This is a genomic window from Kitasatospora sp. NPDC059747 (genome assembly GCF_042732955.1).
Lineage (GTDB): Bacteria > Actinomycetota > Actinomycetes > Streptomycetales > Streptomycetaceae > Kitasatospora.
Window position 1 is genome coordinate 45,234 of record NZ_JBHWGV010000014.1, and the last position, 26,679, is coordinate 71,912.

Consider the following 26,679-nt stretch of genomic DNA (forward strand, 5'->3'; position numbering starts at 1 on the left):
CGGCGGGCCCCCGCCCCCCTCCGCTCACGCGCGTCCGCTCAGTCCTGCGGCCAGACCTCGGCCAGCATCTTGCGGGTGTCCGCCAGCAGCTGCGGCAGCACCTTCGTGTGCCCCACCACCGGCATGAAGTTGGTGTCCCCGCCCCAGCGTGGCACCACGTGCTGGTGCAGGTGCGCCGCGATCCCCGCCCCGGCCGCCGCGCCCTGGTTCATCCCGATGTTGAACCCGTGCGCGCCGGAGGCGGCCCGCAGCGCGGTCATCGCCTTCTTGGTGAACCCGGCCAGCTCGGCGGTCTCGGCCTCGTCCAGGTCGGTGTAGTCCGCGACGTGCCGGTACGGGACCACCATCAAGTGGCCGCCGTTGTACGGGTAGAGGTTCAGCACCGCGAAGACGGACGTGCCGCGCGCGACGACCAGCCCGTCCTCGTCGCTCAGCGACGGGATCGAGCAGAACGGGCAACCGTCGTCCGGAGCCGGGCCGGTGGGCTTGTTCTCACCCTGGATGTACGCCATCCGATGGGGGGTCCACAGGCGGCGGAAGCCGTCCGGCTCACCGACGCCCCGCTGCAGTTCCGGCTCAGTCGTCATGCTGATCAGCATATTCGCCCGAGGCCCCCTGCAAAGCCGCGCGGGGCAGACTCCTCAGGAGCCTGCCCCGCGTCGAGGTCAACCGGACTGCGACGTCACACCTGGATGCGGTTCTTCACCGCGTCCACGATCTCCGCGACGGCGTCCGCGACCAGCACGCCGTTCTTCTGCTCGCCGTTGCGGTAGCGGAAGGAGACGGCCCCGGCCTCGATGTCGTCGTTGCCGGCGATCAGCATGAACGGAACCTTGCTCTTCTGGGCGTTCCTGATCTTCTTCTGCATGCGGTCGTCCGAGGTGTCGACCTCGACCCGGATCCCGTGCTTCTTCAGCTCGGCCGCGACCTCCAGCAGGTACGGGACGTGCTCGTCGGTGATCGGGATGCCGGTCACGGTGACCGGGGCCAGCCACGGCGGCATGGCGCCGGCGTAGTGCTCCAGCAGCACCGCGAAGAAGCGCTCGATCGAGCCGAACAGCGCGCGGTGGATCATGACCGGCCGCTGACGCGAGCCGTCCGCCGCGGTGTACTCCAGGTCGAAGCGCTCCGGCAGGTTGAAGTCCAGCTGGATGGTGCTCATCTGCCAGGTGCGGCCGATCGCGTCCTTCGCCTGGACCGAGATCTTCGGGCCGTAGAAGGCCGCGCCACCCGGGTCCGGCACCAGCGGAAGGCCCTGCTTCTCGGCCACGGCCGCGAGGACGCGGGTGGCCTCCTCCCAGGTCTCGTCGCTGCCGACGAACTTCTCCGGGTCCTTGGTCGACAGCTCCAGGTAGAAGTCGGTCAGACCGTAGTCGCGGAGCAGGTTGAGCACGAAGGTCAGCGTGGAGTCGAGCTCCTCCGCCATCTGCTCGCGGGTGCAGTAGATGTGCGCGTCGTCCTGCGTGAAGCCGCGGGCCCGGGTCAGGCCGTGCACGACGCCGGACTTCTCGTACCGGTACACCGTCCCGAACTCGAAGAGGCGCAGCGGCAGTTCACGGTACGAGCGGCCGCGCGCGTCGAAGATCAGGTTGTGCATCGGGCAGTTCATCGGCTTGAGGTAGTAGTCCACGCCCTCGTCGAGCTGCATGGGCGGGTACATGCCGTCCGCGTACCAGTCGAGGTGGCCGCTCTTCTCGAAGAGCTTCCCCTTGGTGGCGTGCGGGGTGTAGACGAACTCGTAGCCCTCTTCCTCGTGCCGCTTGCGCGAGTAGTCCTCCATGGCACGGCGGATGATGCCGCCCTTGGGGTGGAAGACGGCGAGGCCGGAGCCGATCTCCTCGGGGATGGAGAAGAGGTCGAGCTCGTTGCCGAGCTTGCGGTGGTCGCGCTTCTCGGCCTCGATCAGGAAGTCGAGGTGGGCCTTCAGCTCGTCCTTGCTCGGCCAGGCGGTCCCGTAGATGCGCTGGAGCATGGGGTTCTTCTCGCTGCCGCGCCAGTAGGCGGCCGCGTTGCGCATCAGCTTGAACGCCGGGATGTGCCGGGTGCTGGGCAGGTGCGGGCCGCGGCAGAGGTCGCCCCAGCACTGGTCGCCGCTCTTGGCGTCCAGGTTGTCGTAGATGGTGAGCTCGCCGGCGCCGACCTCGACGTCGGCGCCCTCGCCGGCGGTGGCGGCGGAGCCCTTGAGGCCGATCAGCTCCAGCTTGTACGGCTCGGCGGCCAGCTCCTCACGGGCGGACTCGTCGGTGACCACGCGGCGGGAGAACTTCTGCCCGCGCTTGATGATCTCCTGCATCTTCTTCTCGATGGCCTTGAGGTCATCGGGGTGGAAGGGCTTCTCGACGTCGAAGTCGTAGTAGAAGCCGTCCTTGACCGGCGGGCCGATGCCGAGCTTGGCCTCGGGGAAGAGCTGCTGCACGGCCTGCGCCATGACGTGCGCGGTGGAGTGGCGCAGGATGTCCAGGCCGTCCTTGCTGCCGATCGCGACCGGCTCGACCTCGTCGCCGTCCTGGACGGCGTAGGCGAGGTCCTTGAGCTGGCCGCCGACGCGGGCGGCGATGATCGAACGGTCGTCGGCGAAGAGCTCGGCGGCCGTAGTGCCCGTGGTCACCACGCGCTCTTCCCGATCGGGTTCGCGGTTGATGATTACCCGGACGTCCGTCACCGGTCTCTCCTGACGTGCTGGATTAGAGGACGCAACACTGCGCTGCGCGTGACGATGGTACCGAGAGCGCCGCCCCCACCGTCCACCGACGGCGATCTAGCCGCCTTCTCCCCCGTCCGTCAGTCCCTTGAGCAGCCGCTCTCGGTCGCCCTCGTCCCATCCGCACAGCTCAAGGCCCTGCGGCCGGGTGAGCCGGCGGAAGCCGCCGCGGCTCTCCAGCCGGCCCGCGACCCGCACCGGGACGCCCGCGAGGTGGGCCTCGGCGGCGAGCCGGTAGTCGGGGTCGGGCAGCCGGACCTTGAGCTCGCGGACCTCGGCGCCGCCGAGGATCCGCAGACGGACGGTGCCGGGGCCGGTCGGGTCGGCGCGCTTGAGGCGGACGACGACGCCGACGACGGTGACGGCGACGGCGGGCTCGATGCGCTCCAGGAGTTCGGCGGCCTCGGCGAGGGCGGGCAGGTCGCCGGGCGAGAAGTCGAGGACGACGCGGCGCTCGCCGAAGCCGCCCGGTGTGCCGGCGGCGGCCGACCAGGCGACCGCGAGCCGCGCGGCGGTCGCGCCGCGCACGAGTTCCTCGACGGACTGCACGAGCTCGCGACTGACCCCGGCCTGGACGGCGTTCTCGAAGGCCTCGGGCCCGCCGCTGACCCGCCGGTAGTCGACGGCGTCGCGCAGTGCCTCCAGCGCGCGGACGAGGGTGGTGACGGCGGCGCGCCCCTCGGGGGCGGGGGTGTAGGCGGTGAGGCCGGCGCCCTGTTCGACGACCAGGACGCGGTCCAGGAAGTCGTCGGCCCAGGTGTCCAGCCGGGCGCCGAAGTAGGCGGCCCTGGTCCGTCCGGCCTTGGCCCCGGCGGCGAGCATGGCGCGGGCCGCCCGGCCGAGCCGTTCGGCGTCCTCCCAGGGCGCGGTGCCGGCCGGTCCGGGCACGTCGCGGTGCCAGCGCAGTTCGTCGCCGGGCACGGAGAGGGCGAGCAGGATCGAGCGGGCAGAGGGGCTGTGCGAGCGGGACAGGGCGGTGACGGCGTCGGTGAGGAGGTCGACCGCGTCATCGAAGCCGTCGCCGGCGGGGACGAGCAGGCTGGTGCCGGGGTCGTCGTCCGGGGGCGTCCAGCGGCCGTACCGGGCGGCGGGGCCGCCGCGCCGCACCCAGCCGTGCCGGGCGAGCAGGGTGGCGAGCACCGCGGGGTCGACGGTGGCCGGGTCGGGCAGGCCGCCGCCGGGCAGGACACCGTCGGGCTCGCCCGGTGCGTGGGGTGGTGTCATGGGTGCGGCTCCTCCCGGCCGGGGCCGGGCCGTCACGGGCTGCCGCCCGCGCCGACCCTGGCCATGATGTCGCACAGCGCGCGGTCGTCGAAGACCTTCGTGGTGGGCACCCGGACGTTGGTGCGGCGCTGCCCGGTGACGGGGTGGCCGGCCAGGTTGACCCAGTAGCAGCAGTGCCGCAGTTCGAGCGCGTCCGGCCGGGCCGCCAGCCAGTGGTCGACCCGGCGCGGCAGCAGCATGACGACGAGGATCCGGGGCACCGCGACGCGGGCCCGGGCGAGCTTGCGCAGGTGGTCGTTGTCCAGGGTGAAGCTGAAGAACGGCCCGGCCGGGTCGGGCGCGATCTGCTGGGTCGCCTTGAGCTGGATCTTGATGGTGACCTCGTCGTCGACCTCGTGCGCCCGGGAGCCGTGGCTGACCTGCCAGTCGATGCCGTTGTCCGGGAAGGGCTGGGAGAGCGAGCAGCCGGCCGCCGCGGCGACCGCGTGCAGGTAGCCGACCTGCAGCGTCTCCATGCAGGCCGTCACCGCGAGGTTCCCCCGCAGGACCGCCGCCGCCTCGTCGGGCTGCGGCTGTGTCAGCGCCATCGCCCCTAGCCTCCCCCCGGGCCCGCCACCCCCGGGAGCGGCCCAAGGCCAGGATCCCCGGCCCGGCCTGCGCCAAACGGTTGAGCGGGCGTCAGAACCGGGTATCACCGGAGTGCGGACCGCACGTCTGAGGGGCAGTCATGCAGCACTACTGGTACACCGGCCCACTCGCCTCCTTCGACACCGAGACCACCGGCGTGGACGTCGAGCACGACCGGATCGTCTCGGCCGCCCTGGTCGTCCAACTCGCCCCGGGCGCACCCGTGCAGACCGAGACCTGGCTGGCCGATCCGGGGGTCCCGATCCCGGACGGCGCCCGGGCGGTGCACGGCATCACCGACGACCACGTGCGCGCGCACGGCCGTCCGGCCCGCGCCGTCGTGGCGGAGATAACCCGGGCCCTGGCCGCGCAGGCCAGGGCCGGGCGGCCGGTGGTGGTGATGAACGCGCCCTACGACCTGACGCTGCTGGACCGGGAGTTGCGCCGCCATCACGGCCTCCCGCTGACGGGCGGGCTGGGCGCGGCCGGACTGGTGGTGCTGGATCCGCGGGTGCTGGACAAGCACGTGGACCGCTACCGCAAGGGCCGCCGGACGCTGACCGACCTGTGCGCGCACTACGGCGTCGAGCTGGCCGGCGCGCACGACGCGGCGGCGGACGCCTCGGCGGCGCTGGCGCTGACGCGGACGATCGGTTCCCGCTACCCGGCGGCGCTGGGCGGGCTCACGGCGGCCGAGCTGCACCTGCGTCAGGCGATCTGGCACGCGGCGCAGGCGCGGGGGCTGCAGAACTGGTTCGACCGGTCCGGGACGCCGGAGCGGGTGGACCTGTCCTGGCCGCTCCGGCCGGCCAGGTGCGGCTGCGGCAGGCGCTTGGAGCCGGAGCACGGCTGCGAGGCGGCGGCGTAGCGGCCGGCTCCGAACGCGCCGCAGGCCCTGACCGGTATCCCGATCAGGGCCTGCGTGCTGTCCGGTGGGCGATACTGGGATCGAACCAGTGACCCCTTCGGTGTGAACGAAGTGCTCTCCCGCTGAGCTAATCGCCCGGGTGCAGGGAAAACATTACCGCATCCCGGAGGGTGGTCCGAACACGCCGCCCGGCGGGGGCCGCTCCCCGGATCGGCTCAGCTCTCGTCCGCCGTCCAGGGGACGGTCAGGCCGTAGCGCGCGAAGTACCAGCCGCCGACCCCGACGAGCGCGGCCAGGCCGAGGGCGGTGAGCGTCAGGTTCCGCCGGCGGACCCGCGGGTCCAGGGCGCGCCGGGCGGCCTCGTTGACCTTGCGGCGGGTCCACCGCAGGGCCAGTTGGGCCCAGGCGAACTCGGTGGCCCACACCCCCATGCCCAGGAAGATCACCACCCAGCCGGGACCGGGCAGCGGCAGCATGACCACGCCGAGGACGACGACGGCGAGGCCGGCCAGGAAGATCACCGCCCGCCAGGCGAGGTGGAGCGGACGGGAACGGCGGATGAACGCGGGAGCCCGTGAGCCGGGCGCCCGGCCGCCTTCGGGGGCCGTCCCGCCGGCCGTGCCGTTCGACATGATCGATTCACCCGTTCCCGTGTTCCCGCCGGTCTTGTCGTTTCGCACAGTCATGCCAGGAAAGTAACCGAGAAGCGGCCCGGTAATGCCGGGCAGGGGCACTCGGGGAAGATTCCGCAATGCGCCGTAAGGGGTACGACTCGGCCCCGAATCGGGACAGAGGGGTTTACATCGGGCTTGGAGGTGGGATGGTCCGTTCGCCGACGTGCGATTCCCCGAGCGCACACTGAGCGAAAGGCCATGGCGCTTATGAACACCACGGTCAGCTGCGAGCTGCACCTGCGCCTCATCGTGTCCAGCGAGTCCTCACTGCCCGTCCCCGCGGGCCTGCGCTACGACACCGCCGACCCCTACGCCGTGCACGCCACGTTCCACACGGGCGCCGACGAGACCGTGGAGTGGGTGTTCGCCCGAGATCTCCTCGCGGAGGGGCTGCACCGACCCACCGGTACCGGCGACGTCCGGGTGTGGCCGTCGCGCAGCCACGGGCAAGGGGTGGTCTGCATCGCGCTGAGCTCTCCGGAAGGAGAAGCCCTGCTGGAGGCCCCTGCCCGGGCGCTTGAGTCGTTCCTCAAGCGGACGGACGCCGCGGTGCCCCCCGGCACCGAACACCGCCACTTCGACCTCGACCGGGAGCTGTCCCACATCCTCGCCGAAAGCTGATCCCGCCCGGAGGCGGTCACGCCCCGCCGACGGCGGGGCCGCACCCCCTGCCGTCATCGCAGCCGTCCTACTCGGGGGCACGGCAGCAGACTCAGCCGCGCACGACGCGGCCTCGGGGCCGGTGCCGGCCCGCTCCCACAATGCGGGCCGGCACCGACGGTCAGAGTGCTTTCACCTCCGGCAGAACCTGGTCACAGAAGAGCTCCAGGGTCTGCCGAGCTTCGGGGAGCGGCATCGCGCCGAAATCGATCTGCCAGAGGATCTCGTCGACGCCGCCGATGTGGTCGTTGAAGGCGCGGATGCGGTCGATGACCGTGGCCGGCGAGCCGGCGATCGCGCCGCCTTCGGTGTAGAGCTTGGAGGGCTGCAGCCCGCGCAGCATCCAGCCGAAGCCGGAGTAGCCGCGGTAGGCCGAGGACTCCCGCCGGTCCCACGGGCTCACGGCCTCCGCCCAGACGTCCAGGTAGCGCCGCAGGTAGGTCTCGGCGATCTCCTCCGCACGCTCGTCGGTCTCCGCGACCACCAGCGGCAGGCTGGCCGCGACCCGGGGCCGCAGCCCGGAGGCGCCGTGCGCCGCCTCGAAGGCGTCGCGGTAGAGGGTCAGCTGGTCGCGGAACTCGTGCGGCGAGATCATCGGCGTGATCAGCAGCCCCAGCCCCTCGGTGCCCAGCCAGGTGAAGCTCTCCGGCGTGCGCACCGCGGCGCCCCACATCGGCGGATGCGGCTGTTGGGTGGGCCGGGGCCGGCCGGTCACGTCGCGGTAGGAGAAGAAGGGCGTCTCTTCGCTGACCTTCTCCTCGGTCCAGATCCGCCGCACCGCGCGGATGGTCTCGCGGTAGCGGTCGACGCTCTCGTCCATCGGTACGCCGAGCGAGTCGAACTCGTCCGGCAGGTATGCCCGGGCGAATCCCACGTCGAGCCGGCCGCCGCTGATCGCGTCCAGCTGGGCGGCGTCCGCCGCCAGCTGGATGGGGTGGTGGAAGACCGGGAGGACGCATCCGGTGATGAGCCTGACCGTGTCCGTCCGGGCGGCCACCGCGGACAGGAAGCCCAGCGGGCTGGGGCAGTAGCCGCCGTAGTGGTGGAGATAGTGCTCGGTCATCTTCACCGAATCCAGACCGCCCGCCTCCGCCCGGACCGACAACTCCAGCGCGTCGCTGAAATAGTCCTGCGGAGATTTCGTCTCCGGCGTACAGTCGGGAAGAAAAGAAAGCCCGAAGCGCACCGATACCACACTCCCTATAGCAGCCGGATTTCCACCAGATGAATCTCGGGGGTTCGTCACCCGATCACTCCGGGGCCTGTCGGCACGCCACCGGGTGTTTCGCCGCTGACGCTACATCGGGCCACCAGGGTCGTCAATAACGACCAGCATTCGGGATCGGGGCTCAAATAAAGCTCAAATCCCCCGGTATCCTCGGAGATACCTACGGTGCTGGGAGTGCGTTATTGACGTCGCTATTCGGGGCTGGAAATGTTGGCATCCGCTGGCGGCTTATGCGGCCGTGGCCTTACGCCGACGTGAACGGCGGAGGAACACGGGTGTGGTCTCCATGGGCGCACGAGCGGGTCGTTCCGGCGCGCAATGTCCATCATGAACGACTTCTATGGATGTGTAGCCATGACCTCCACCATCGACACACACGCTGCTGCCGACGCCGGCGGGCAGCCGGCGCCCGACCGGCGGAGATCCGTCCAGCTCGTCGAGTTCACCGCCATGCAGGGGGTCCGGTACAGCGTCACCCTCGGGTACCTGAAGGCGACCGCGATGGCCGACCCCGCCCTCGACGCGGCCTGCGACTTCCGGATCAGCGTGCGCGAGCAGAGCGGCGGTGAGCAGGCGACGAAGGAACTGCTCGACACCTGGGACGAGCCGTTCGTCGTCGCGCTGACCGTGTTCTTCTGGAACCGCGCCCAGTCCCTGGAGCTCGCCCGCCAGGTGAAGGAACGCTGGCCGGACTGCCGCGTCGTGGTCGGCGGCAACGACGTCAGCTACCAGCAGGAGCCCCTGTTCGCCGAGGCGCCCTGGCTGGACGTGCTGGTGCACGGCGAGGGCGAACTGCGCTTCCGCGACCTGCTGCACACCTTCCTGACCGACGGGGACCTCGCCGCGGTGCCCGGCATCAGCTACTGGTCCGACGGCGCCGTCGTCACCAACCTGGACGCGGACCGCATCACCGACCTCGAACAGGTCGTCTCGCCGATCCTCACGCCGGTCTACTCCGACGAGGAGATCACCGGCTCGTCCATGATCGTCTACGAGACCAACCGCGGCTGCCCGTACGGCTGCGCGTTCTGCTACTGGGGCGGCGCGACCAACTCCAAGGTCCGCCAGTTCGACCTGGAACGGATCTTCGCGGAGTTGGACCGGCTGATCCGGCTGATGCCCGTGGACGCGACGCTGTTCATCGCGGACGCGAACTTCGGCATCCTGGCCCGCGACCGGGAGATCGCCGAGCGCATCGTCGAACTCTGCGAGCGCTACGACAAGCGGCTGATCATCAGCACAAACTGGGCGAAGAACAGCAACGACCGGATCGTCGAGATCGCGAGCATGCTGCACGCCGCCGACCTGACCGGTGCGATCACGCTGTCCGCCCAGTCCTTCGACGCCGACGTGCTGAAGATCGCCAACCGGGCCAACATCCGCACCAACCACTACCGCCGGCTGCTGTCCCGCTTCCGCGAACTCGACATCCCCACCTACACCGACCTGATCTGGGGCCTGCCCGGCGAGACGTTCGCCACGTACCTCGACGGCATCGAGGAGGTGCTCAGCGCCGGCGGATCCCCGGTCATCTACCCCCTGCTGCTGCTCAACAACACCGACTACTCGCGCGAGGCCTTCAAGGACGAGCAGCAGCTGAAGACGCGCTGGATGCCCGCCGACATCACCAACCCCGAACTCGTCGCCGACGTCGTCATCGGACACTCCGCGATGACCACCGAGGAGTGGGTGCGGGGCATGGAGTTCCGGGTGTCCATGACGCTGTTCCAGAAGATCCTGCTGCGCTGCGCGTTGCGCGTCCTGCACTCGACCACGGGCGTTCGCATGGTCGAACTGTGCCAGCAACTCTGGACGTTCATGCTGGAGCACTGTGCCGACCCGTTCATGCGCGCCGTCGCCCGCGACGTCTCCGCGGTCTACCGGGATCCGTCCGTCCTGGACGTGGCGCTGCTCAAGACGATCATCGGCAGCCAGGCCGTCGTGCCCGAAGAGGTGCACTACCAGGCGCTGTTGTGCCGCGCCGTCCGCACCGAACGCGCCACCGCGGACCTGCTCGACGCGGCGGTCGACCACCTGTGCGCCTGGCTGGCCGGCTCCGGGCACGAGGTCGACCGGGCTCTGGTCGACAGCGCGCTGACGCTCGACATCGCGGCGACGACGATCCTGCGCGCGAGTCTGCGCGGTGACCTCGCCGAGGCGGAGTTCGCCGTCCCGAGGCGGGGGTGGGACCTGCTCGTCGAGTCCGGTGACGTGCCGTCGGGTCTCGACGCGAGCAACCAGGGGACCATCGTGCGCGGCACGGTGTGGCCGCCTTCGCGCTGGGTCGACTTCCCGATCAGTGTCTACGCACTGTCCATCTGGCACGGCACCGGCCGGCCGCTGCACGACCTGCTGTTCGCCCTGCCGGACCCGCTGCCGGCCGTCGCGTAGCCGGCGTGCACCCGGGTGAGGGGGACTCCGGGCGCTGGGATTGACAGCACTTTGTTATCGCGAACATCATGGTCACATCAGGTGCATCGCGCGCATCGGGTGCATCTTGCGTATCACGCACATCACGCACATCACGCGCAGCCTTGCACACCCGCGCTTTGTGCAAGGCTGCTGCGGTGTCCCGTGAACGTTGGGGGACCATGACCACCGAACGACCCGTTTACCGCTCCGACGGCGCCTGCCGCGCGATCCTCGACCAGCTCACCGACAAGTGGTCGATGACGGTCATGGCGGTCCTCGACGAGCCCAGACGGTTCAACGAGATCAAGCGCCGCATCGACGGCGTGACCCAGCGGGTCCTGACCCAGACCCTGCGCCGGCTGGAGCGCAACGGGATGATCACGCGCCGCGTGCTGCCGACCTCGCCGGTCGGGGTCGAGTACTCGCTGACACCACTCGGGGAGTCCCTGCGGGAACCGTTCGGCGAGTTGTACGCCTGGACCGTCGCCCACACGGACGCGATCCGGGAGCACCAGGTGGAGTACGACCGGAGAGCGCTCGGCCACGAAGACCAAGGTGCTTCAGTATCAGGGTAATTGATGGGCCCTCATCGGCCTGATTGTGCGTCACTTTTGACTGCGGGGGCGCGTTCGCCTCGCAGCCGGTCAGGTGCTCGCCGCGGCAGCGTAGGATGCCCGGTATGTCCACAGTTGCCGTGATTGCGGTTGTCGCGCTCGCCCTCCTGCACGTCTACATCCTGGTCCTGGAGATGTTCCTGTGGACCACTCCCCGGGCCCGGGCCTCTTTCGGGACGACCGAGGAGTTCGCGGTCTCGACCAAGGCGATGGCCGCCAACCAGGGCCTGTACAACGGCTTCCTGGCGGCCGGACTGCTCTGGGGCGCCTTCGCCGGCGACCCGGTCGGGTTCCAGGTGCGGGTGTTCTTCGCGTCCTGCGTCGCCGTCGCCGGCGTGTTCGGCGCCGTGACGTCCTCCCGGAAGATCCTCTTCGTGCAGACCGTGCCGGCGCTGGTCGTGCTGGTCCTGGTGCTCCTGGCCCGCTGAATCCCCGCTCACTGAACATCCGAACGACCGTCCACCGAGGGGTGCCTCTCCCGAGAGGCACCCCTCCGGCTTTCTCGCGACCACATTTCTCACGACCAGGTGTCAGTTCCGCCCGCCGGGCGGCTGTGATCCGACCGAGAACCCACTGATACGGGCGACCGATTTCCTTGGGGGCACCGGGGCGAATAGCCCCCGGTCACCCCGAACAGCCAAGGAGCACGTGTTGTCCACCGCTCTTGACCCGGCACCCGCGCCCGACGCGGGACGCCCGAAGAAGCCCGGCACCTCGAAGCGCCGCCGCGCCATGATCGTCGCAGGTATGGTGCTCGCCCTCATGGGCGGTGCCGTCTCGACCGCGAACGCGGTCGTGCCGCAGCCGGTCTACTGCCCGCAGAACTGCTGGCAGGAACGCAACCCTCCGAACGGCGTGAACTGGGGGGACTGGCAGGACGCCAACAGCGCGACGGCGTTCTGGGCCAACTACAACATCGACTGGGGCAACACCACGTTCGGCTACCGTGACCTCTCCCCGCAGTGGGGTCACGGGTGGCCCGCCCAGGTTTACGGCGGCACGTGGTACGCGTACTTCGAGCCGAACTACAGCGCGGACCGGTTCATCTACTACGGCGGCACGTTCAACGACTACGGCGGCAACCTCACGGCCGAGGAGCGAGCGCATGGCGTCGGTGGCGCGCAGGCTTGGGCCACCCAGGGGTACGGCCAGTCCGCGAACAGGGCCCCCTACGTGGAATACGACATGGACGTCTACACGCAGGCGAACCCCCCGGGGGGCCGCAACGCCCGGCGGATCGTCCGCAACCCGAACAGCGGCAACGTCTACGTGACGTTCGACCACTACAACACGTTCCACTACCTGGGCCGCTGGTAGGCCCTCCGGCCAACAGGGGAGGTGCGGCGGAATCCGGGAGCGTTTCCGCCGCACCTCCCCGCCGCGCCGCACCACTGCACCTCTGCCCCGCCGTACCAGAGAGAGATGATGGGATGACCGACACCGCAGTCTGGATCCGATCGCTGACGGATCATGAGCCGTCCAGTGCGACGTGGAGGTCCGTCGACGGCTCCCGTTGCCGCACCAGTCAGGGCATGTTCGCCGAATGGGCGGCCGCACTCGGCTTCCCGGGCTACTTCCGCTGCAACTGGGACGCCTTCTACGACTGCCTGCGGGACGTGGTGTCGAGGGCCGGCACGACCGGCGGGGCGCCTGCGCCGGCGACCGTCGTCGTCCGGGAGGCCGGTGCCCTCCTGGCCGACGAACCGGCGGCCCTGGGCGTCTTCATGGGCATCCTCGCTGGCCACGCGGACGTCGCCGCTGCCGATGGTGAGCCGGCCCTGCTCCTGCTCCTCGACGACGCGCCGGAGCAACTGTCCGACCTGGGGCGGCGCCTGGCGGCGGTCGGATTGGTGACCGAACTCCTGGCGCCGGACGCGTAGCTCAGCCGCGTTCAGCCGCGCAGCTTGTAGCCGAAGCCGCGGACCGTTTCGATGCGGTCGCGGCCGATCTTGGCGCGCAGCCGCATCACCTGGACGTCCACCACGTGGGTGTCACCGGACCAGGCGTAGCCCCAGGCCCGCTCCAGCAGGATCTCCCGGGTGAGCACCGTACCGGGGGAGGCGACGAACTCGCGCCACAGCTTCAGCTCGGTGGTGGTGAGGTGGACGCGCTCTCCGTCCCGGTACACCTCGAGTGACGCGGGGCAGTACACCAGGTCGCCGAAGCGGAGCGCGCCGCTGCCCGGCCCCCGGTGGCCCGGTGCCTCGGGGACGGTCGGGGCGTCGTCCCCGGGCTCGGTGCCGCCGTCGGTGTCGGCGGTGGCCAGGGCGAAGCCGACCGCCTGGCAGGGGGTGCTGTGCGCGCCGCCGTCGGCGAAGGCCTTCGCGTACGGCGCTTCGCCCAGCGCATCGATCAGGGCCCGCTCGCACCGCGCGTGCTGTTCGGCCAGCTGCGGTCCGAAGGCCGCGATCGAGCTGCCGGCGTCGCGCCACCGGGCGTCCGCCGCCCCGAGCAGCCGGGCAGCCCGCTCGGGGGTGCCGCCGGCGGCAGCGGCCCAGGCGAGCAGCTCCAGCATCCTGGCGAGCATCGCGTGGTCGTGGAAACCCCGCATGCTCTCCAGCGCGGCCCTGACCAGGGCCTCGGTCCGCTCCCGGTCGCCGCGGTCCCAGGCGTGGTGGCCGAGGGCCATCTGCACCTGGGCCCGCCCCCACCGCTCACCGCTCGCCTCGGCGGCGGTGATGACCAGACCCCCGGTCTCCGCTGCCCGGGGGTCGTCGGCGTACGCCTGGACACCCGCCAGCGCGATCAGCCAGGAGGCGGCCTCGCGCTCGTCGCCCAGCTCCGTCGCGGTGCTCCGGGCCCGCTCGTACCGGCAGATGCTCTCGTCCGGCCGCCCCCGGTAGTGGGCCGAAACCCCACGCAGGCCGCTCGCCTGGTTCCGGACCCACGGGTCGTCCAAGGACGCGCCCAGCGCGTCGGCTTCGTCCAGCCAGCGGTCGGCCGTCGCCAGGTCGCCCTGGGTCTGCGCCACCCAGACGGCGGAGAGGAGCGCGCGGGCCCGCTCGTGGCTGGGCTCGGCGGAGGCGGCGAGGGCCCGCTCGAACTGGCGGCGCCCCTCGCTGAGGAAGCCGCCGGTGCACCAGTGCCAGCACAGGGCGGCGACCAGGGCGAACCGGGGCCGCGGATCGCCGTCGTGGTCGAGGGCGGCGAGCAGGTTGGTGTGCTCGGCGCGCAGCCTGGCCAGCTTCTCGGCCTGGCCCGGCCCGTACCACGTCCGGTCGACGTCGAGGGCGAGGGCGAGGAAGAAGTCGCGGTGCCGGCAGCGCAGTTCGTCCTGCTCGCCGGACTCCGCGAGCCGCTCGCGGCCGTACTCCCGGATGGTCGACAGTAGCCGGTAGCGCGGCAGGCCGTCGCGCTCGTAGGTCAGGACGACGGACTGGGCGACCAGCCGGTCGAGGAGGTCCAGCACCTCGGCCTCGGCGATGCCGTCGCCGGAGCAGACGACCTCGGCGGCCTCCAGGCTGAACCCTCCGGCGAAGACGGTCAGCCGGTCCCACAGCAGCCGCTCGGCCGGGGTGCACAGCTCGTGGCTCCAGTCGATCACTCCGCGCAGCGTGCGGTGGTGGGCCGGGCCCGTCCTGCTGCCGCCGGTGAGCAGAGCGAAGCGGTTCTCCAGCCGGTCTGTCAGCTGTCCGACGGTGAGCGTGCGCAGGCGGGACGCGGCCAGTTCGATCGCCAGTGGCAGCCCGTCCAGGTCCGCGCACAGGCGGGCGAGCCCGGGGCGGTCGGCCTCGTCGGCGCGGAAGTCCGGTCGGACGGCGGTGGCGCGGTCCCGCAGGAGTTCCACGGCCTCGTCCTCCGGGAGCGGTGTGAGCGCGAACACCTGCTCGCCCCGGACGTCCAGGGTGTGCCGGCTGGTGGCGAGGATGCGCAGTTCGGGAGCGGCGGCCAGGAGCGTGGTGGCCAGCTCGGCGCAGGAGTCGATGAGGTGCTCGCAGTTGTCGAGCACCAGCAGGGCCCGCCGTTCGGCCAGGTAGCCGGCGAGCCGGTCCAGTGCGGGCAGGGCGCCGAGGTCGGGTACCCGCAGCGCGCTCGACGCCACGGCCGCCACGGCGGAGGCACCGTTCACCGGAGCGAGGTCCACCAGCCAGACCCCGTCCGGGAAGGCCGCACGGACCGTGGCGGACACCTCCAGTGCCAGCCGCGTCTTGCCCACACCGCCCATGCCCGTGAGCGTGACCAACCGCCGGGTGTCCAGCAGACGGCGGATCTCGTCGATCTCCCGATGCCTGCCCACGAAGCCGGTGAAGGGGGCGGGCAGGTTTCCCTGCTCAGCAGCGATCACCCTGGTCTGCCTCTCTCCTGCGCGGATCCGGAACTCTCTCCCGTGCGGATCCGGAGCCAGTCTGCACCGGGGCCCGACCTGCCACGTTCCCGCCGCGTTACGGACACGTGGCAGGGCGGGCGCGGTGTGGGAACACCGCGCCCGCCCTCTCGCCCCCGGCCCGGGTCAGGAACCGGCCCGGCGCTTGTTGTAGACGTCGAAGCCCACCGCCGCGAGCAGCACCAGGCCCTTGATCACCTGCTGGTAGTCGGTGCCGACACCGACCAGCGACATGCCGTTGTTCAGCACGCCGAGCACCAGGCCGCCGATGATCGCGCCCATCACGGTGCCCACGCCGCCGCTGGCGGAGGCGCCGCCGATGAAGGCGGCGGCGATCGCCTCCAGCTCGAAGTTGATGCCGGCCTGCGGGGTGCCGGCGTTGAGCCGCGCGGCGAAGACCAGCCCGGCGAGCGCCGCGAGGACGCCCATGTTGGTGAAGGCGAGGAAGACGACCCGCTTGCTCTTCACCCCGGACAGCTTGGCCGCGGCCTCGTTGCCGCCGATGGCGTAGGTGTGCCGCCCGATGATCGAGTTGCGCATCAGGTAGCCGAAACCGACCAGCAGGGCGCCGAGGATCAGCAGGACGATCGGCACACCGTGGTAGCTGGCCAGTAGCAAGGTGAACACGAGCACGGCCGCCGTGATCACGGCGAGCTTGGCCAGGAACAGCCCGAGCGGAAGCACCTCCAGCCCGTACGAGGCGGTCTGGCGGCGGCCGCGCACCTCCTGGAGGACGGCGACGGCCAGTACCGCGAGGCCCAGCAGCAGGGTGAGGTTGTGGTAGTTGGTGTGCGGGCCGACCTCGGGGAGGAAGCCGCTGCTGATGCTCTGGAAGCCCTTGGGGAACGGCGCGACCGACTGGCCCTGCAGCAGGATCTGGGTGCCGCCGCGGAACAGCAGCATGCCCGCCAGGGTGACGATGAAGGACGGGATGCCGAGGTAGGCGATCCAGAAGCCCTGCCAGGCGCCGGCGAGGGCGCCGACCACCAGCGCGGCCAGCATGGCCACCGGCCACGGCACGTGGTGCTTGACCATCATCACCGCGGCCGCGGCCCCGACGAAGGCGGCCAGCGAACCGACCGAGAGGTCGATGTGCCCGGCGATGATGACGATCATCATCCCGATCGCCAGGATGAGGATGTAGCCGTTCTGCTGGATCAGGTTGGTGATGTTGAGCGGCTGGAGCAGGATGCCGTCCGTCCAGACCTGGAACAGCAGCACGATCAGCGCGAGGGCGACCAGCATGCCGTACTGGCGCACGTTGCCGCGCAGCGCGCGGGCCAGCACGCCGCCGAGGGAGGGGCCGGGACCGGCCTGCGGTGCCTTCGGGGACGAATCCGGGATGATCTCGGTCGGGGCCATGCCTCACACCTGCTCGTTGCTGGATGCGGCGCTCATGGTCATGAGCCGCATGAGGGATTCCTGGGTGGCGTCGGCCCGGGCCACCTCACCGGTGATCCGGCCTTCGGCCATGGTGTAGATCCGGTCGCACAGGCCCAGGAGTTCGGGGAGTTCGGACGAGATGACGAGCACGGCCTTGCCCTCGGCGGCCAGCTCGGCGATGACGGTGTAGATCTCCGCCTTCGCACCGATGTCGATGCCCCGGGTGGGCTCGTCGAGGATGAGGACCTCCGGCTCGGCGAAGATCCACTTGCTGAGGACGACCTTCTGCTGGTTGCCGCCGCTGAGCGTGCCGGTCCGGGTGAACACCGTCGGGGCCTTGATGTTCATGGTGCGCCGGAACGATTCGGCGACCTTCGCCTCCTCGTGCCGGTCGACCCGGCCGTTCCTGGAGACCTTTCCGAGCGCGCTCAGCGAGATGTTCCGGCTGATGTCGTCGATGAGGTTGAGGCCGAAGTGCTTGCGGTCCTCGGTGACGTACGCGATGCCGTGCGCGATCGCCTCGGGCACCGTCCGGGTACGGATCTCCCGGCCGTGCAGCCGTACCCGGCCGGCGGCCCACCGCCCGTACGAGCGGCCGAAGACGCTCATCGCCAGTTCGGTGCGGCCGGCGCCCATCAGGCCGGCGATGCCGACGATCTCACCGCGCCGCACGGTCAGCGAGGCGCCGTCCACCACCATCCGCTGCTGGTCGATCGGGTGCCGGACGCTCCAGTCCTCGACCTCGAAGGCGACCTCTCCGATGTCGGGGGTCCGCTCGGGGTAGCGGTGCTCCAGGTCGCGGCCGACCATGCCGCGGATGATCCGGTCCTCGGAGATGCCCCCGGGGCCGATCCCGATGGTCTCGATGGTCCGCCCGTCGCGCAGGATGGTCACGGCGTCCGCGACCCGGGCGATCTCGTTCAGCTTGTGCGAGATGATGATGCAGGAGATGCCCTGGGCCTTGAGTTCGAGGATCAGGTCGAGCAGCTTGCGGCTGTCCTCGTCGTTCAGCGCGGCGGTCGGCTCGTCCAGGATGAGCAGCTTGACCTTCTTGGCCAGGGCCTTGGCGATCTCGACCAGCTGCTGCTTGCCCACACCGAGGTCGGCGACCCTGGTGTGCGGGCTCTCGTCCAGGCCGACCTGCCGCAGCAGGTCGGCGGCGTGGGTGAGCGTCCGGTGCCAGCTGATGATGCCCCGGGTGGCGTGCTCGTTGCCCAGGAAGACGTTCTCGGCGATGGACAGGTACGGCACCAGGGCCAGTTCCTGGTGGATGATGACGATGCCGCGCTGCTCGCTGGCCCGGATGTCCTTGAACCGGCAGGGCTCGCCCTCGAAGAGGATCTCGCCCTCGTAGTCGCCGTGCGGGTAGACGCCGCTGAGCACCTTCATCAGGGTGGACTTGCCGGCGCCGTTCTCGCCGCAGACGGCGTGCACCTCGCCCGCGCCGACGGCCAGGTTGACCTCGGAGAGTGCCTTGACGCCGGGGAACGACTTGCTGATCGACCGCATTTCGAGAACGGGTCCAGCCATGGTTGTGCTTCCGTATCGTTCGGGGGCGGTGCGGTGGCCACGGGTTCTCCGGCCCCGCACCGCCGGTCGGGAGCCGGGCCCGCCGGGCGGGCCCGCCGGACTACTTCAGCTGGTCGGCGGTGTACTGGCCGCTGTCCACCAGGACCTGCCGGTAGTTGTCCTTGTCGACGCTCACCGGCTGGAGCAGCTGCGCCGGGACGGTCTTGGCGCCGTTGTCGTACTGGCTGGTGTCGTTGACCTCGGGCTTCCCTCCGGTCAGCACCGCGTCGCCCATCTGGGCGGCGGCCTTGGCCAGCTGGCGGGTGTCCTTGTAGACGGTCTGGGTCTGCTCGCCCGCGATGATCGACTTCACCGAGGCCAGCTCGGCGTCCTGGCCCGTGACCACGGGCAGGGACTTGGCGGTGCCGTAGCCGACGCCCTTGAGCGAGGAGAGGATGCCGATCGAGATGCCGTCGTACGGCGAGAGCACGGCGTCGAGGTGGGCGGAGGTGTAGGCCTTGCTCAGGAGGTTGTCCATCCTGGACTGCGCGAGACCGCCGTCCCAGCGCAGCGTGGCGACCTGGTTGAAGTCGGTCTGGCCGCTCTGCACGACCAGCTTCTTCTGGTCGATGTACGGCTTGAGCACGCTCATCGCGCCGTTGAAGAAGAACGTGGCGTTGTTGTCGTCCGGCGAGCCCGCGAACAGCTCGATGTTGAACGGGCCCTTGCCGTCCTTGAGCCCGAGCTTGTCGACGATGTAGCCGCCCTGGAGGACGCCGACCTTGTAGTTGTCGAAGGTCGCGTAGTAGTCGACGTTCTTCGTGCCGCGGATCAGCCGGTCGTAGGAGATGACCGGGATGTGCGCGTCGGCGGCCTTCTGCAGCACGTTGGTGAGCGAGGAGCCGTCGATGGCGGCGATCACGAGCAGCTTGGCGCCCTTGGTGATCATGTTCTCCACCTGGGAGACCTGGTTCTCCACCACGTTGTCGCCGTACTGGAGGTCGGTCTTGTAGCCCTTGGCCTGGAACTCCTTGACCATGTTGTCGCCGTCGTTGATCCAGCGTTCCGACGACTTGGTCGGCATGGCGATGCCGACGAGACCGCCCTTGGCGTCGCCCTTGCCCGCGCCGTCACCGACGCCGTTGGCGCTCTGGCCACAGGCTGCCAGGGAGAGGGCGAGACCCGCGGCGACGAGGCCCGCTGAAAGCTTCCGCACAGTTCCTCCAGTGATGTTCCGCGACCGGCACGGCGCCGCCCGGCAGCCGGGCGGCCGGGCGCGGTCGAGCGGGAGCCGGCCGGGAGCGGTCCTCGTGCCGAGGGAAGTGGATCCGCAGGGCTCCGGCCTGGCGTGAAATGTAGTGTTAACGCTCACAACGGTGGCGTCAAGGGGCTCCGGATCACCGTTGGATCGCAGTGCCCCGTTGGCCGCTCCGTGTGAACGCCCACTGCTGGAGGGAGAGTTGTCCGGATGGCCGGGGTGTGAATTTTAGGTGAATGCTTGGTTTCGCGCGGGCCTCAAAGCGGGCCTCAAAAGAGTGCCCGCCCCCCCCCCGCGGGCGGGGGGGGGGGGCCCCCCCGCTCGGAGGGGCGGTCAGCCGGTGGCCAGGGAGAGGCCGTAGGCCTGGAGGATCGGGTTGACGGGCTGGAAGTAGGTCGTGCCGCCGGAGGTGCAGTTGCCGGAGCCGCCGGAGGTGACGCCCTGCGCCTGGCTGCCCGAGATGAACGAGCCGCCGGAGTCGCCGGGCTCGGCGCACACGGTGGTGCGGGTGAGCCCGGAGACCGAGCCCTCGGAGTAGTTGACGGTGGCGTTGTACTGTCGCACGGTGCCGCAGTGCCAGCCCGTGGTGGAGCCCGACCGGCAGACCGAGGAGCCGATGGGGGCGACCGCGGATCCGGAGACCGTCACCGTGCCGCCCGCGTAGTTGTTCACCTGCGGCTGGGCCGTCCAGCTCGAATCGGCCTGGACCCACGAGTAGTCGTTGCCGGGGAACGTCGAGCCCTGGAAGGTGCCGATGGAGGAGCCGTCCGGGGCGGCGGCGCTGGAGCCGGCCTGGCCGCAGTGGCCGGCGCTGACGAAGCCGGGCTGGCCGTTCGAGGTGACCGGGAAGCCGATCGAGCAACGGGCCGCGCTGTCGATGAAGTAGGCGTCGCCGCCGCGCAGGTCCGCCAGCGGCGCGGGGGAGTCGGAGGCCGGCTCCACCCGGACGAGGGCGCGGTCGACACCTGCCTCGCGGAGGAACGCCTCGGTGCGGCCGGTGTCGGTGGACTGGACGACGACGGTGTTCGCGGCGACGTCCACGTACCAGAGGGGGGATGCCTCGGGAGTGGTGCTGCCCGCGGCACGGTCGAGTGCGTCCTTCGCGCCGTCGAGTGCGGCGAGGCTGTGCCGGACGACGGTGGCGCTGCCGCCGTGGGCGGTGATCTCGCGGGCCGCGGAGGCGTCGGTGGTGGCGACGGTGAGGGTGGCGTCGGACCCGCCGACCCAGGCGCCCGCCCAGCGTTCGCCGAGCGCCTGCTGGAGCGCTTGCTGCACCGAGGCGGCGCGGGCTTCGTGGGCTAGACGGGCGCCGGCCTCCTGGGGGTTGAGGCCGAGGTCGCGCTGGAGTGCCCGGAGCAGGGGTGCGGCGGGCGGGGCCGCACCGCCCTGAGGGGCCGCCAGGGCGGCGGCTATCGCGGTCCCGTTCGGGTGGGCGCCCGCCGGCGCCACGGTGGCGACCAGGGCCACGGCCGTCAGGGAGCACGCGGCAACGGCCGCGCGGAGTCGGAGCATTGGGGTCTCCTCGGAGTGGGGGTTGCCGGAACTCTAAGGTGCGGATGCATACGTTCGGGACATGTCAAAGACCCCCTGCGTCGGCGTTATGGACCTTCCCGGCGGACCGGTGAATTCGACGGGCCGGTGAATTCGACGGCCGGTGAAGGCGGGGCCACGTCGGGTCAGGGTGCCAGGCGGGCCCTTCGTCGCAGCCATGCCGCATACGCCGGATTCAGCGCCGCGGCGTCCGCGTGCACCGCCCTGGCGTGGCCGACCACCTCGTCCGCGAGTCCCCACGTCGGCGAGTACGGCACCCAGCCGATCACCTGGCGCCAGCTCAGCTCCGGCGGATCCAGCGGAACCGTCACCACCCCGTCGGTCGGCGGGAACGTCGCCCGGCACAGGGACACGGCCCGGCCCGTCCGGACGAGGTGGAGGCACGAGGCCGCATCGGCCTCGTAGACCGGCGGGGGCAGGAAGCCCGCCCGCACGCAGGCGGCCGCGAAGCACTCCGTGAAACAGCCGCCCCCGGGCGGCAACGCCCAGCGCTCACCCGCGAGTTGCCCGAGGTCCAGTTCACGTGCCCGCGCCAGCGGATGGTCCTGGGAGAGTACGGCGAACACCGGGTCGACGGCGACCTCCCGCCACTCCAGCCGTTCGTCGCCCATCACCTTCTGGTGCCCGCAGAGCCCGGTCAGCACGAGGTCCAGCCGCCCTTCCACTGCCCGGCTCACCAAGTCCGATGTCGAGCTGGACGATTGGGTGCTCAACGCCATCTCGGGCCTGGCCGCCGCCAGGCGGTCGACCAGGGCACCCAGGAGCGGCCCGTGGGTCGCTCCCACGCGCAGGCCGCCCGTCTCGCGCGCCGTGTTCGCGAAGCGGACGGCATCTTCCTGCAGTTGGCGCATGGCGGGCAGGAGCACCTGGCTGCGCTCCAGCACCAGGACGCCCAGTGCGGTCGGCCGCACACCCTCTCTGCCGCGCTCGAAGAGCCGGCCGCCGAGGGCGTTCTCGATGCGTTTCAGCTGGGTGGAAAGCGCCGATTGGGCGAGTCCGAGACGGTCCGCCGCCTTGGTGACGCTGCCGGCATCGCCGATGGCCCGGATCATCCTGAGATGACGAAACTCCAACTCCATGGCCGCAGAACTATACGGCAGGGAAATGGAGGGACGTGAATCCTCCGGGTGAAGATTCGGAGGGCGGGACCGAAGTCTCAATTCCGGGCCACTGGGGGGATTTCAGGAACGCGGCAAGGCTCTTCCGGTCGCCGTCCGGGGGAAGACGGCTGCCATGCCTTTCCAGCCCGGGGGGAATGCGGGAATGGAACCGGCGTGACCGGAAGAGCCCCTGCGTTGTGTCCGCGAACCGATTACATCACGGGCGGGCGGGGATTAATCTCAGAGTTCGATCAGAATCACCTCAGGATTCGATCGGCGGCCGGGCCGGCAGTCGAACGGTGAACCGCGCGCCGCGTTCGGACGGCTCGATCCGCACGGTGCCGCCGTGGGCGTCGACCAAGGCCGCGACCAGGCTCAGACCGAGCCCGCTGCCGGGGGCCGCCCCGTGGGGCCCGTTCCCGTCCTCGTGGCCGGCCGGTGAGCCGTGGGCGCGGAAGAAGGGCTCGAAGACGCGGTCATGGAGGGCCGGGGGAATCCCGGGTCCGTCGTCGGCCACGTCGATGCAGGCCCAGTGCGCCTCGTGACGCAGCCTCACCGTCGTGCGCGTGCCCGGGGGTGTGTGATGGTGCACATTGACGAGGAGGTTGCTCAGCACCTGCCGGAGGCGGTGCGGGTCTCCCTGGACCAGGTGACGCCCCTCGTCGATGACGCAGGAGACCGGCCGGTCCGGGTGGCTCACCCGGGTGTCCGCCACCAGCTCGGTACAGAGTTCGGCCAGGTCGACGGCGACGCGTTCCAGGGGCCGCCGCTCTCCCAGGGTGGAGAACAGCAGCAACTCGTCGACGAGGGCGGTCATCCGATGGGCTTCCGCCTGCACCCTCGCCATGGCCCGGCGGAGGGCCTGGTGGTCGTCCAGCCCGCCCAGGAGGCCCAGTTGGGCGTAGCCGGCGATCGTGGTGAGCGGTGCGCGCAGCTCGTGGCTGACGGTGGCCAGGAGGTCGCGCAGCTCCTCGTCGGGCCGCCTTCCCCGCCGGCCTTCGTCTCCGGACGCTTCGGACGGCGTCGTCACCGTCACTCCGCTTGCCGGGCGTGGTCGGCGCGGAGCGCGTAACCGACGCCGCGCACCGTGCGTATGAGTGTCTGGCCGGTGTCGCCGAGCTTCCGCCGGAGGTAGTAGATGTACGTCTCCACGACGCCGGTGTCGCGTTCGAAGCCGTGGCCCCAGACGTTGGTGAGGATGTCCGCCTTGGTCACCACTTCCTCGGGGTGCTCCATGAGGTACCGCAGCAGCAGGAATTCCGTGGCCGTCAGCCGGACGGGCACTCCGTGCAGCCAGACGTCGTGGCTCTTGCGGTCGATTTCGACGCCGCCCGCCTTCAGGCGGCGCGGGGCGGTGTAGTCGAGTGAACGGCGCAGCAATGCGTGGAGCCGCGCGGCGACCTCGTTCAGGTCGAAGGGCTTGGTGACGTAGTCGTCACCGCCCAGCGTGAGGCCGTGGATCCTTTCGCCCACCGAGGTCCGTGCACTGAGGAACACCACGGGGGTCTGCACGTCGGATTTCCGTAGCCGGTCGCAGACTTCGAAGCCGTCCAGATCGGGCAGCAGGACGTCGAGCAGGATGATGTCGTGCATCCGCGCCAGGCCCAGCGTCAGGCATTGCTCGCCGGACGCCACGGCATGCGGATCGAATCCGAGGAACCGCAAGCCGGTGGTGAGCATGTCCGCGGCTCCGTTGTCGTCCTCCGCGATGAGGACGCGCGGCCGGAATGTGGAAACGGTGGAATACACAGGTGCTGGCCCCAGGGTGCTGTCCGGCGCTGACGGCATCACGCTAGTTGAATGTTAACGCAAACATCCAGCCCGGGGTCCGGGGCCCGGGGCCTGGGGTACAGGGCCTGGGGTGCGGGGCCTGGGGTACAGGGCCTGGGGTGCGGGGCCTGGGGTACAGGGCCCGGGGTACGGTGCCTGGGGGACGGTGCCGCTGGGGCGGGGTACCGGGCCTGCCGGCCCGGCGGCACCCGTGCGTGGTGCGAGCGCTCAGCCCGTGGACTGGGGTGCTTCGCTCCGCGAACACGGCGAAACCCCCGCCGGGCCTGGGCGGGGGTGCGCCGGGACGCCCGGAGAACGCCGGGGGCCGTCGGCGGTCCGGGGCAGGTTCAGGAGCGCCTCGCCACGTGTCCGGCGCGCAGGCGGTCGGCCGTGATGGCCAGGCCGAGCACGCAACCGAGCACGATGTTGGTGTAGTTGGAGTTGATCTGGAGGGTGGTCAGTCCGTTGTTGAACAGCTCCAGCAGGACGGCACCGGCGACGATGCCCACGACGCGGCCCTGCCCCCCGGTCAGGCTGACCCCGCCGATGACCGCGGCCGCGATCGCCGAGAGCTCCCAGCCGACGCCGACACCGCTGGCGGAACCGACCCCCATCCGGCCCAGCACGAGCATTCCGGCGAAGGCCGACACGAGGGAGGAAGCCACGTACATCGACACCACCCGCCGGCCGCCGCGGATGCCGGCCAGCCTGGCCGCCTCGGGGTTGCCGCCGACCGCGTAGACCTGCCGTCCCGCGTAGGTGCGCTCCAGGAAGAACCACGCGGCGGCGGTCACCACCGCGAACAGCACCAGCGGCACCGGGATCTGGGCCAGGTAGCTCTGGCCGACGTCGCCGAAGAAGGGGGAGATGCCGACGATGGAGGTCCCGGACGTGATCGCCAGGGTCACGCCCTGCGCCACCGTGTACGTGACCAGCGTGACGACGAACGGCGGCATCCGCAGCCGGGTGACGGCCAGGCCGTGGAGCAGCCCGACCAGTCCGGCGACGGCCAGGGTCGCCAGGACCGCCACACCGGCGGGCAGGCCGGCCCGGACGTCGAACCAGGACATGAGGATCACGCTGGTGCCCAGCAGGGCGCCCACCGACAGGTCGATTCCGCCGGTCAGGATGACGAGCGATTCGCCGATCGCGATCAGTCCGTACTGGGCCAGGTCGGCGCCCATGCCCTGGAGGTTGACCGCGCTCGCGAAGGTGTCCCGGGCCAGCGCGAGCGCCGCGAACACGGCGACGCAGGCGAGGACGACTCCCACTTCGGGCGTGTCGACCAGGACGCGCAGCCGGTTCCGGGCCGGTGCGGGCGCCTCCTCGCGGGCGGGGGCGGTCTCGGTGGTCATGCGTGTCCCTCCGTGCTCGCCGACGGCTGCGGCCGACTGGTGGCCGCCGTCATGATGCGTTCCTTGCCGAACCGATCGCGGGGCAGGTCGGCGACGATCCGTCCGTGGGCCATCACCAGGATCCGGTGGCAGATCCTGAGCAGTTCCTCCAGTTCGGACGAGGCGGCCAGGACGGCCAGACCGTCCGCCGCGGCCCGGTCGACGAGCCGGTAGATCTCGGCCTTGGCCCCCACGTCCACGCCGCGGGTGGGCTCGTCGAGCAGCAGGACGTCGGGGGCGGCGTGCAGCCACCGGCCGAACACGACCTTCTGCTGGTTGCCGCCGGACAGGTCGCCGATCGGCTGCTCCTGGCTGTGCAGCCGGACTCCCAGGCCGTCGACGATCCGTTGTGAGCGTGCACGGTCGCCGCCGGGGGTGAGCACGCCGTGCCAGGAGTCGCGCCGCAACGTGGCGAGGGTGGCGTTCCAGCGCACCGGGTGCGACAACAGCAGGGACTGCTCCTTGCGGTCCTCCGGCACCAGGCCGACGCCCGCGGCGACGGCGTCGGCCGGGTGGCGCGGGCGGAAGCGGCGGCCGGCCAACTCGACCTCGCCGCCCGTGCGGGGTTGCGCACCCATCAGGGTGTGCAGCAGCCGGCTGCGGCCGGAGCCCATCAGCCCGGCCACGCCGACGATCTCGCCGGCCCGAAGTTCCAGGTCGAGCGGGCCGAGACCGTCCGCGGTGAGCCCCCGTGCGGTCAGGACGGTGCGGGCCGTCGCCGGGACGGCCGGCGCGGTGGTCTCCCGGGCGAGTTCGCCGCCGACCATCTCGCGGATCATCCGCGCCTCGGTCGCCTCGGCCGGGCCGAGGTCGGCGACCAGGCTTCCGCCGCGCAGCACGAGCACGCGGTCGGCGATGTCCCGCACCTCGTCCAGACGGTGGCCGATGAACAGCACCGCGCCGCCGTCCGCGGCGTGTCGCCGCGCGAGGGCGAGGACCTTTCCGGCCTCGACCGGCCCGAGCGAGGAGGTCGGCTCGTCCAGGATCAGGACGAGCGGCCGGTTGCCCCAGGCCTTGGCGATCTCGATCATCTGCCGCAGCGGGACGGGCAGCCGCTCCACGGACCGGTCGACGTCGACGCCCTCGACGCCGATCTCCGCCAGCAGTTCACGGGCCTCGCGCCGGGTGCCGGCGCGGTCGAACAGGGCCCCGCACAGCGTCCCCGCACCCTGCCTGGCGCGGGTGCGTCGGCCGAGCAATAGGTTCTCGGCCACGCTCAGCCGTCCGACCAGGGGGAACTCCTGGGCCACGAGGCTGACGCCGAGGGCCTTCGCGTGGTCGGGGCGGCCCGGCTGGAGGGGCCGGTCCGCGATCAGGACCTCCCCGGCGGGGGGGGGGGCGGGGGGGGGCCGCCCCCCCCCCCCGGGGGGAGTGCCCCGCCC

23 protein-coding genes and 1 tRNA gene are annotated in these 26,679 nt (G+C 71.0%); 7 read left to right on the forward strand and 17 right to left on the reverse strand.

Going from position 1 to position 26,679, the window contains the following annotated elements:
* Positions 1 to 38: 38 nt before the first annotated feature.
* From ACFV4G_RS08900 to ACFV4G_RS08915, 4 genes are all read right to left on the reverse strand, one after another.
* Positions 39 to 599: an HIT family protein gene (locus tag ACFV4G_RS08900; protein ID WP_380438028.1), complete on the reverse strand. Its 561-nt coding sequence runs from the start codon at positions 597 to 599 to the stop codon at positions 39 to 41.
* Positions 600 to 682: 83 nt separating this feature from the next.
* Positions 683 to 2,662, reverse strand: coding sequence for a threonine--tRNA ligase (gene thrS, locus ACFV4G_RS08905; RefSeq protein ID WP_380438030.1), 1,980 nt, complete (start codon positions 2,660 to 2,662; stop codon positions 683 to 685).
* 96 nt (positions 2,663 to 2,758) lie between these two features.
* Positions 2,759 to 3,925 (reverse strand): hypothetical protein, encoded by a 1,167-nt coding sequence (locus ACFV4G_RS08910; RefSeq protein ID WP_380438032.1) that lies wholly within the window; start codon positions 3,923 to 3,925, stop codon positions 2,759 to 2,761.
* Positions 3,926 to 3,957: 32 nt separating this feature from the next.
* The gene (locus ACFV4G_RS08915) at positions 3,958 to 4,512 is read right to left on the reverse strand and encodes a DUF4365 domain-containing protein (RefSeq protein WP_359973248.1); all 555 of its coding nucleotides are present in this window, start codon (positions 4,510 to 4,512) and stop codon (positions 3,958 to 3,960) included.
* A gap of 140 nt (positions 4,513 to 4,652) precedes the next feature.
* Here ACFV4G_RS08915 and ACFV4G_RS08920 point away from each other — a divergent pair, with 140 nt between their 5' ends.
* Positions 4,653 to 5,420 carry an exonuclease domain-containing protein gene (locus ACFV4G_RS08920; protein WP_380438034.1) on the forward strand — a complete coding sequence of 256 codons (768 nt, stop codon included), beginning with the start codon at positions 4,653 to 4,655 and terminating at the stop codon, positions 5,418 to 5,420.
* 65 nt (positions 5,421 to 5,485) lie between these two features.
* Here ACFV4G_RS08920 and ACFV4G_RS08925 read toward each other — a convergent pair.
* Positions 5,486 to 5,557, reverse strand: a tRNA-Val gene (locus ACFV4G_RS08925).
* 78 nt (positions 5,558 to 5,635) lie between these two features.
* The gene (locus tag ACFV4G_RS08930) at positions 5,636 to 6,106 is read right to left on the reverse strand and encodes a TIGR02611 family protein (protein WP_380438036.1); all 471 of its coding nucleotides are present in this window, start codon (positions 6,104 to 6,106) and stop codon (positions 5,636 to 5,638) included.
* 195 nt (positions 6,107 to 6,301) lie between these two features.
* Between ACFV4G_RS08930 and ACFV4G_RS08935 the strand changes: the two genes are divergently transcribed.
* Complete coding sequence (locus ACFV4G_RS08935) at positions 6,302 to 6,715, forward strand: SsgA family sporulation/cell division regulator (RefSeq protein WP_030056266.1); 414 nt, start codon at positions 6,302 to 6,304, stop codon at positions 6,713 to 6,715.
* A gap of 160 nt (positions 6,716 to 6,875) precedes the next feature.
* On the opposite strand, the gene ACFV4G_RS08940 is transcribed toward ACFV4G_RS08935, so the two are convergent.
* A complete protein-coding gene (locus tag ACFV4G_RS08940; RefSeq protein ID WP_380438038.1) occupies positions 6,876 to 8,000 on the reverse strand; it encodes an LLM class flavin-dependent oxidoreductase in 1,125 nt (374 codons plus the stop codon).
* A gap of 336 nt (positions 8,001 to 8,336) precedes the next feature.
* On the opposite strand from ACFV4G_RS08940, the gene ACFV4G_RS08945 reads away from it, so the two are divergent.
* The 5 genes from ACFV4G_RS08945 (at position 8,337) to ACFV4G_RS08965 (ending at position 12,888) form a co-directional block, all read left to right on the forward strand.
* The gene (locus ACFV4G_RS08945; protein ID WP_380438040.1) at positions 8,337 to 10,373 is read left to right on the forward strand and encodes a radical SAM protein; all 2,037 of its coding nucleotides are present in this window, start codon (positions 8,337 to 8,339) and stop codon (positions 10,371 to 10,373) included.
* Positions 10,374 to 10,573: 200 nt separating this feature from the next.
* A complete protein-coding gene (locus tag ACFV4G_RS08950) occupies positions 10,574 to 10,969 on the forward strand; it encodes a winged helix-turn-helix transcriptional regulator (RefSeq protein ID WP_380438042.1) in 396 nt (131 codons plus the stop codon).
* Positions 10,970 to 11,073: 104 nt separating this feature from the next.
* Positions 11,074 to 11,436, forward strand: a complete 363-nt coding sequence (locus ACFV4G_RS08955; protein WP_380438044.1) for a DUF1304 domain-containing protein — start codon at positions 11,074 to 11,076, stop codon at positions 11,434 to 11,436.
* Between the two features lie 223 nt (positions 11,437 to 11,659).
* Positions 11,660 to 12,325, forward strand: a complete 666-nt coding sequence (locus ACFV4G_RS08960) for a hypothetical protein (RefSeq protein WP_380438046.1) — start codon at positions 11,660 to 11,662, stop codon at positions 12,323 to 12,325.
* A 113-nt stretch (positions 12,326 to 12,438) separates the two neighbouring features.
* Complete coding sequence (locus ACFV4G_RS08965; protein ID WP_380438048.1) at positions 12,439 to 12,888, forward strand: barstar family protein; 450 nt, start codon at positions 12,439 to 12,441, stop codon at positions 12,886 to 12,888.
* 11 nt (positions 12,889 to 12,899) lie between these two features.
* On the opposite strand, the gene ACFV4G_RS08970 is transcribed toward ACFV4G_RS08965, so the two are convergent.
* From ACFV4G_RS08970 to ACFV4G_RS09015, 10 genes are all read right to left on the reverse strand, one after another.
* Entirely contained in the window at positions 12,900 to 15,293 is a 2,394-nt protein-coding gene (locus ACFV4G_RS08970; protein ID WP_380438050.1) for an ATP-binding protein, read from the reverse strand.
* A gap of 165 nt (positions 15,294 to 15,458) precedes the next feature.
* On the reverse strand, positions 15,459 to 16,694 hold the full coding sequence (mmsB, locus tag ACFV4G_RS08975; protein WP_380438052.1) for a multiple monosaccharide ABC transporter permease: 1,236 nt from the start codon (positions 16,692 to 16,694) through the stop codon (positions 15,459 to 15,461).
* Positions 16,695 to 16,697: 3 nt separating this feature from the next.
* Complete coding sequence (gene mmsA / locus ACFV4G_RS08980; RefSeq protein WP_380438054.1) at positions 16,698 to 18,245, reverse strand: multiple monosaccharide ABC transporter ATP-binding protein; 1,548 nt, start codon at positions 18,243 to 18,245, stop codon at positions 16,698 to 16,700.
* A 100-nt stretch (positions 18,246 to 18,345) separates the two neighbouring features.
* Entirely contained in the window at positions 18,346 to 19,440 is a 1,095-nt protein-coding gene (gene chvE / locus ACFV4G_RS08985; RefSeq protein WP_380438056.1) for a multiple monosaccharide ABC transporter substrate-binding protein, read from the reverse strand.
* Positions 19,441 to 19,815: 375 nt separating this feature from the next.
* A complete protein-coding gene (locus tag ACFV4G_RS08990) occupies positions 19,816 to 20,994 on the reverse strand; it encodes a S1 family peptidase (RefSeq protein ID WP_380438058.1) in 1,179 nt (392 codons plus the stop codon).
* A gap of 164 nt (positions 20,995 to 21,158) precedes the next feature.
* Positions 21,159 to 22,112: a LysR family transcriptional regulator gene (locus ACFV4G_RS08995; RefSeq protein WP_380438060.1), complete on the reverse strand. Its 954-nt coding sequence runs from the start codon at positions 22,110 to 22,112 to the stop codon at positions 21,159 to 21,161.
* 283 nt (positions 22,113 to 22,395) lie between these two features.
* Positions 22,396 to 23,163: a sensor histidine kinase gene (locus tag ACFV4G_RS09000; RefSeq protein WP_380438062.1), complete on the reverse strand. Its 768-nt coding sequence runs from the start codon at positions 23,161 to 23,163 to the stop codon at positions 22,396 to 22,398.
* Positions 23,164 to 23,165: 2 nt separating this feature from the next.
* Complete coding sequence (locus ACFV4G_RS09005) at positions 23,166 to 23,921, reverse strand: response regulator transcription factor (RefSeq protein WP_380438115.1); 756 nt, start codon at positions 23,919 to 23,921, stop codon at positions 23,166 to 23,168.
* Positions 23,922 to 24,250: 329 nt separating this feature from the next.
* Complete coding sequence (locus tag ACFV4G_RS09010; RefSeq protein ID WP_380438064.1) at positions 24,251 to 25,258, reverse strand: ABC transporter permease; 1,008 nt, start codon at positions 25,256 to 25,258, stop codon at positions 24,251 to 24,253.
* Positions 25,255 to 26,679, reverse strand: a 1,425-nt coding sequence (locus ACFV4G_RS09015) for a sugar ABC transporter ATP-binding protein (protein ID WP_380438066.1), incomplete at its 5' end; no start/stop codon positions are given. The genes ACFV4G_RS09015 and ACFV4G_RS09010, both read right to left, overlap by 4 nt.

What these genes read in the sequence shown, in the direction of transcription:
- ACFV4G_RS08900 (WP_380438028.1), bottom strand. Translation starts at nt 599, where the DNA reads ATGCTGATCAGCATGACGACTGAGCCGGAACTGCAGCGGGGCGTCGGT.
- ACFV4G_RS08910 (WP_380438032.1), bottom strand. Translation starts at nt 3,925, where the DNA reads ATGACACCACCCCACGCACCGGGCGAGCCCGACGGTGTCCTGCCCGGC.
- ACFV4G_RS08915 (WP_359973248.1), bottom strand. Translation starts at nt 4,512, where the DNA reads ATGGCGCTGACACAGCCGCAGCCCGACGAGGCGGCGGCGGTCCTGCGG.
- ACFV4G_RS08920 (WP_380438034.1), top strand. Translation starts at nt 4,653, where the DNA reads ATGCAGCACTACTGGTACACCGGCCCACTCGCCTCCTTCGACACCGAG.
- ACFV4G_RS08930 (WP_380438036.1), bottom strand. Translation starts at nt 6,106, where the DNA reads ATGACTGTGCGAAACGACAAGACCGGCGGGAACACGGGAACGGGTGAA.
- ACFV4G_RS08935 (WP_030056266.1), top strand. Translation starts at nt 6,302, where the DNA reads ATGAACACCACGGTCAGCTGCGAGCTGCACCTGCGCCTCATCGTGTCC.
- ACFV4G_RS08945 (WP_380438040.1), top strand. Translation starts at nt 8,337, where the DNA reads ATGACCTCCACCATCGACACACACGCTGCTGCCGACGCCGGCGGGCAG.
- ACFV4G_RS08950 (WP_380438042.1), top strand. Translation starts at nt 10,574, where the DNA reads ATGACCACCGAACGACCCGTTTACCGCTCCGACGGCGCCTGCCGCGCG.
- ACFV4G_RS08955 (WP_380438044.1), top strand. Translation starts at nt 11,074, where the DNA reads ATGTCCACAGTTGCCGTGATTGCGGTTGTCGCGCTCGCCCTCCTGCAC.
- ACFV4G_RS08965 (WP_380438048.1), top strand. Translation starts at nt 12,439, where the DNA reads ATGACCGACACCGCAGTCTGGATCCGATCGCTGACGGATCATGAGCCG.
- mmsB (WP_380438052.1), bottom strand. Translation starts at nt 16,694, where the DNA reads ATGGCCCCGACCGAGATCATCCCGGATTCGTCCCCGAAGGCACCGCAG.
- mmsA (WP_380438054.1), bottom strand. Translation starts at nt 18,245, where the DNA reads ATGGCTGGACCCGTTCTCGAAATGCGGTCGATCAGCAAGTCGTTCCCC.
- ACFV4G_RS08990 (WP_380438058.1), bottom strand. Translation starts at nt 20,994, where the DNA reads ATGCTCCGACTCCGCGCGGCCGTTGCCGCGTGCTCCCTGACGGCCGTG.
- ACFV4G_RS08995 (WP_380438060.1), bottom strand. Translation starts at nt 22,112, where the DNA reads ATGGAGTTGGAGTTTCGTCATCTCAGGATGATCCGGGCCATCGGCGAT.
- ACFV4G_RS09005 (WP_380438115.1), bottom strand. Translation starts at nt 23,921, where the DNA reads ATGCCGTCAGCGCCGGACAGCACCCTGGGGCCAGCACCTGTGTATTCC.
- ACFV4G_RS09010 (WP_380438064.1), bottom strand. Translation starts at nt 25,258, where the DNA reads ATGACCACCGAGACCGCCCCCGCCCGCGAGGAGGCGCCCGCACCGGCC.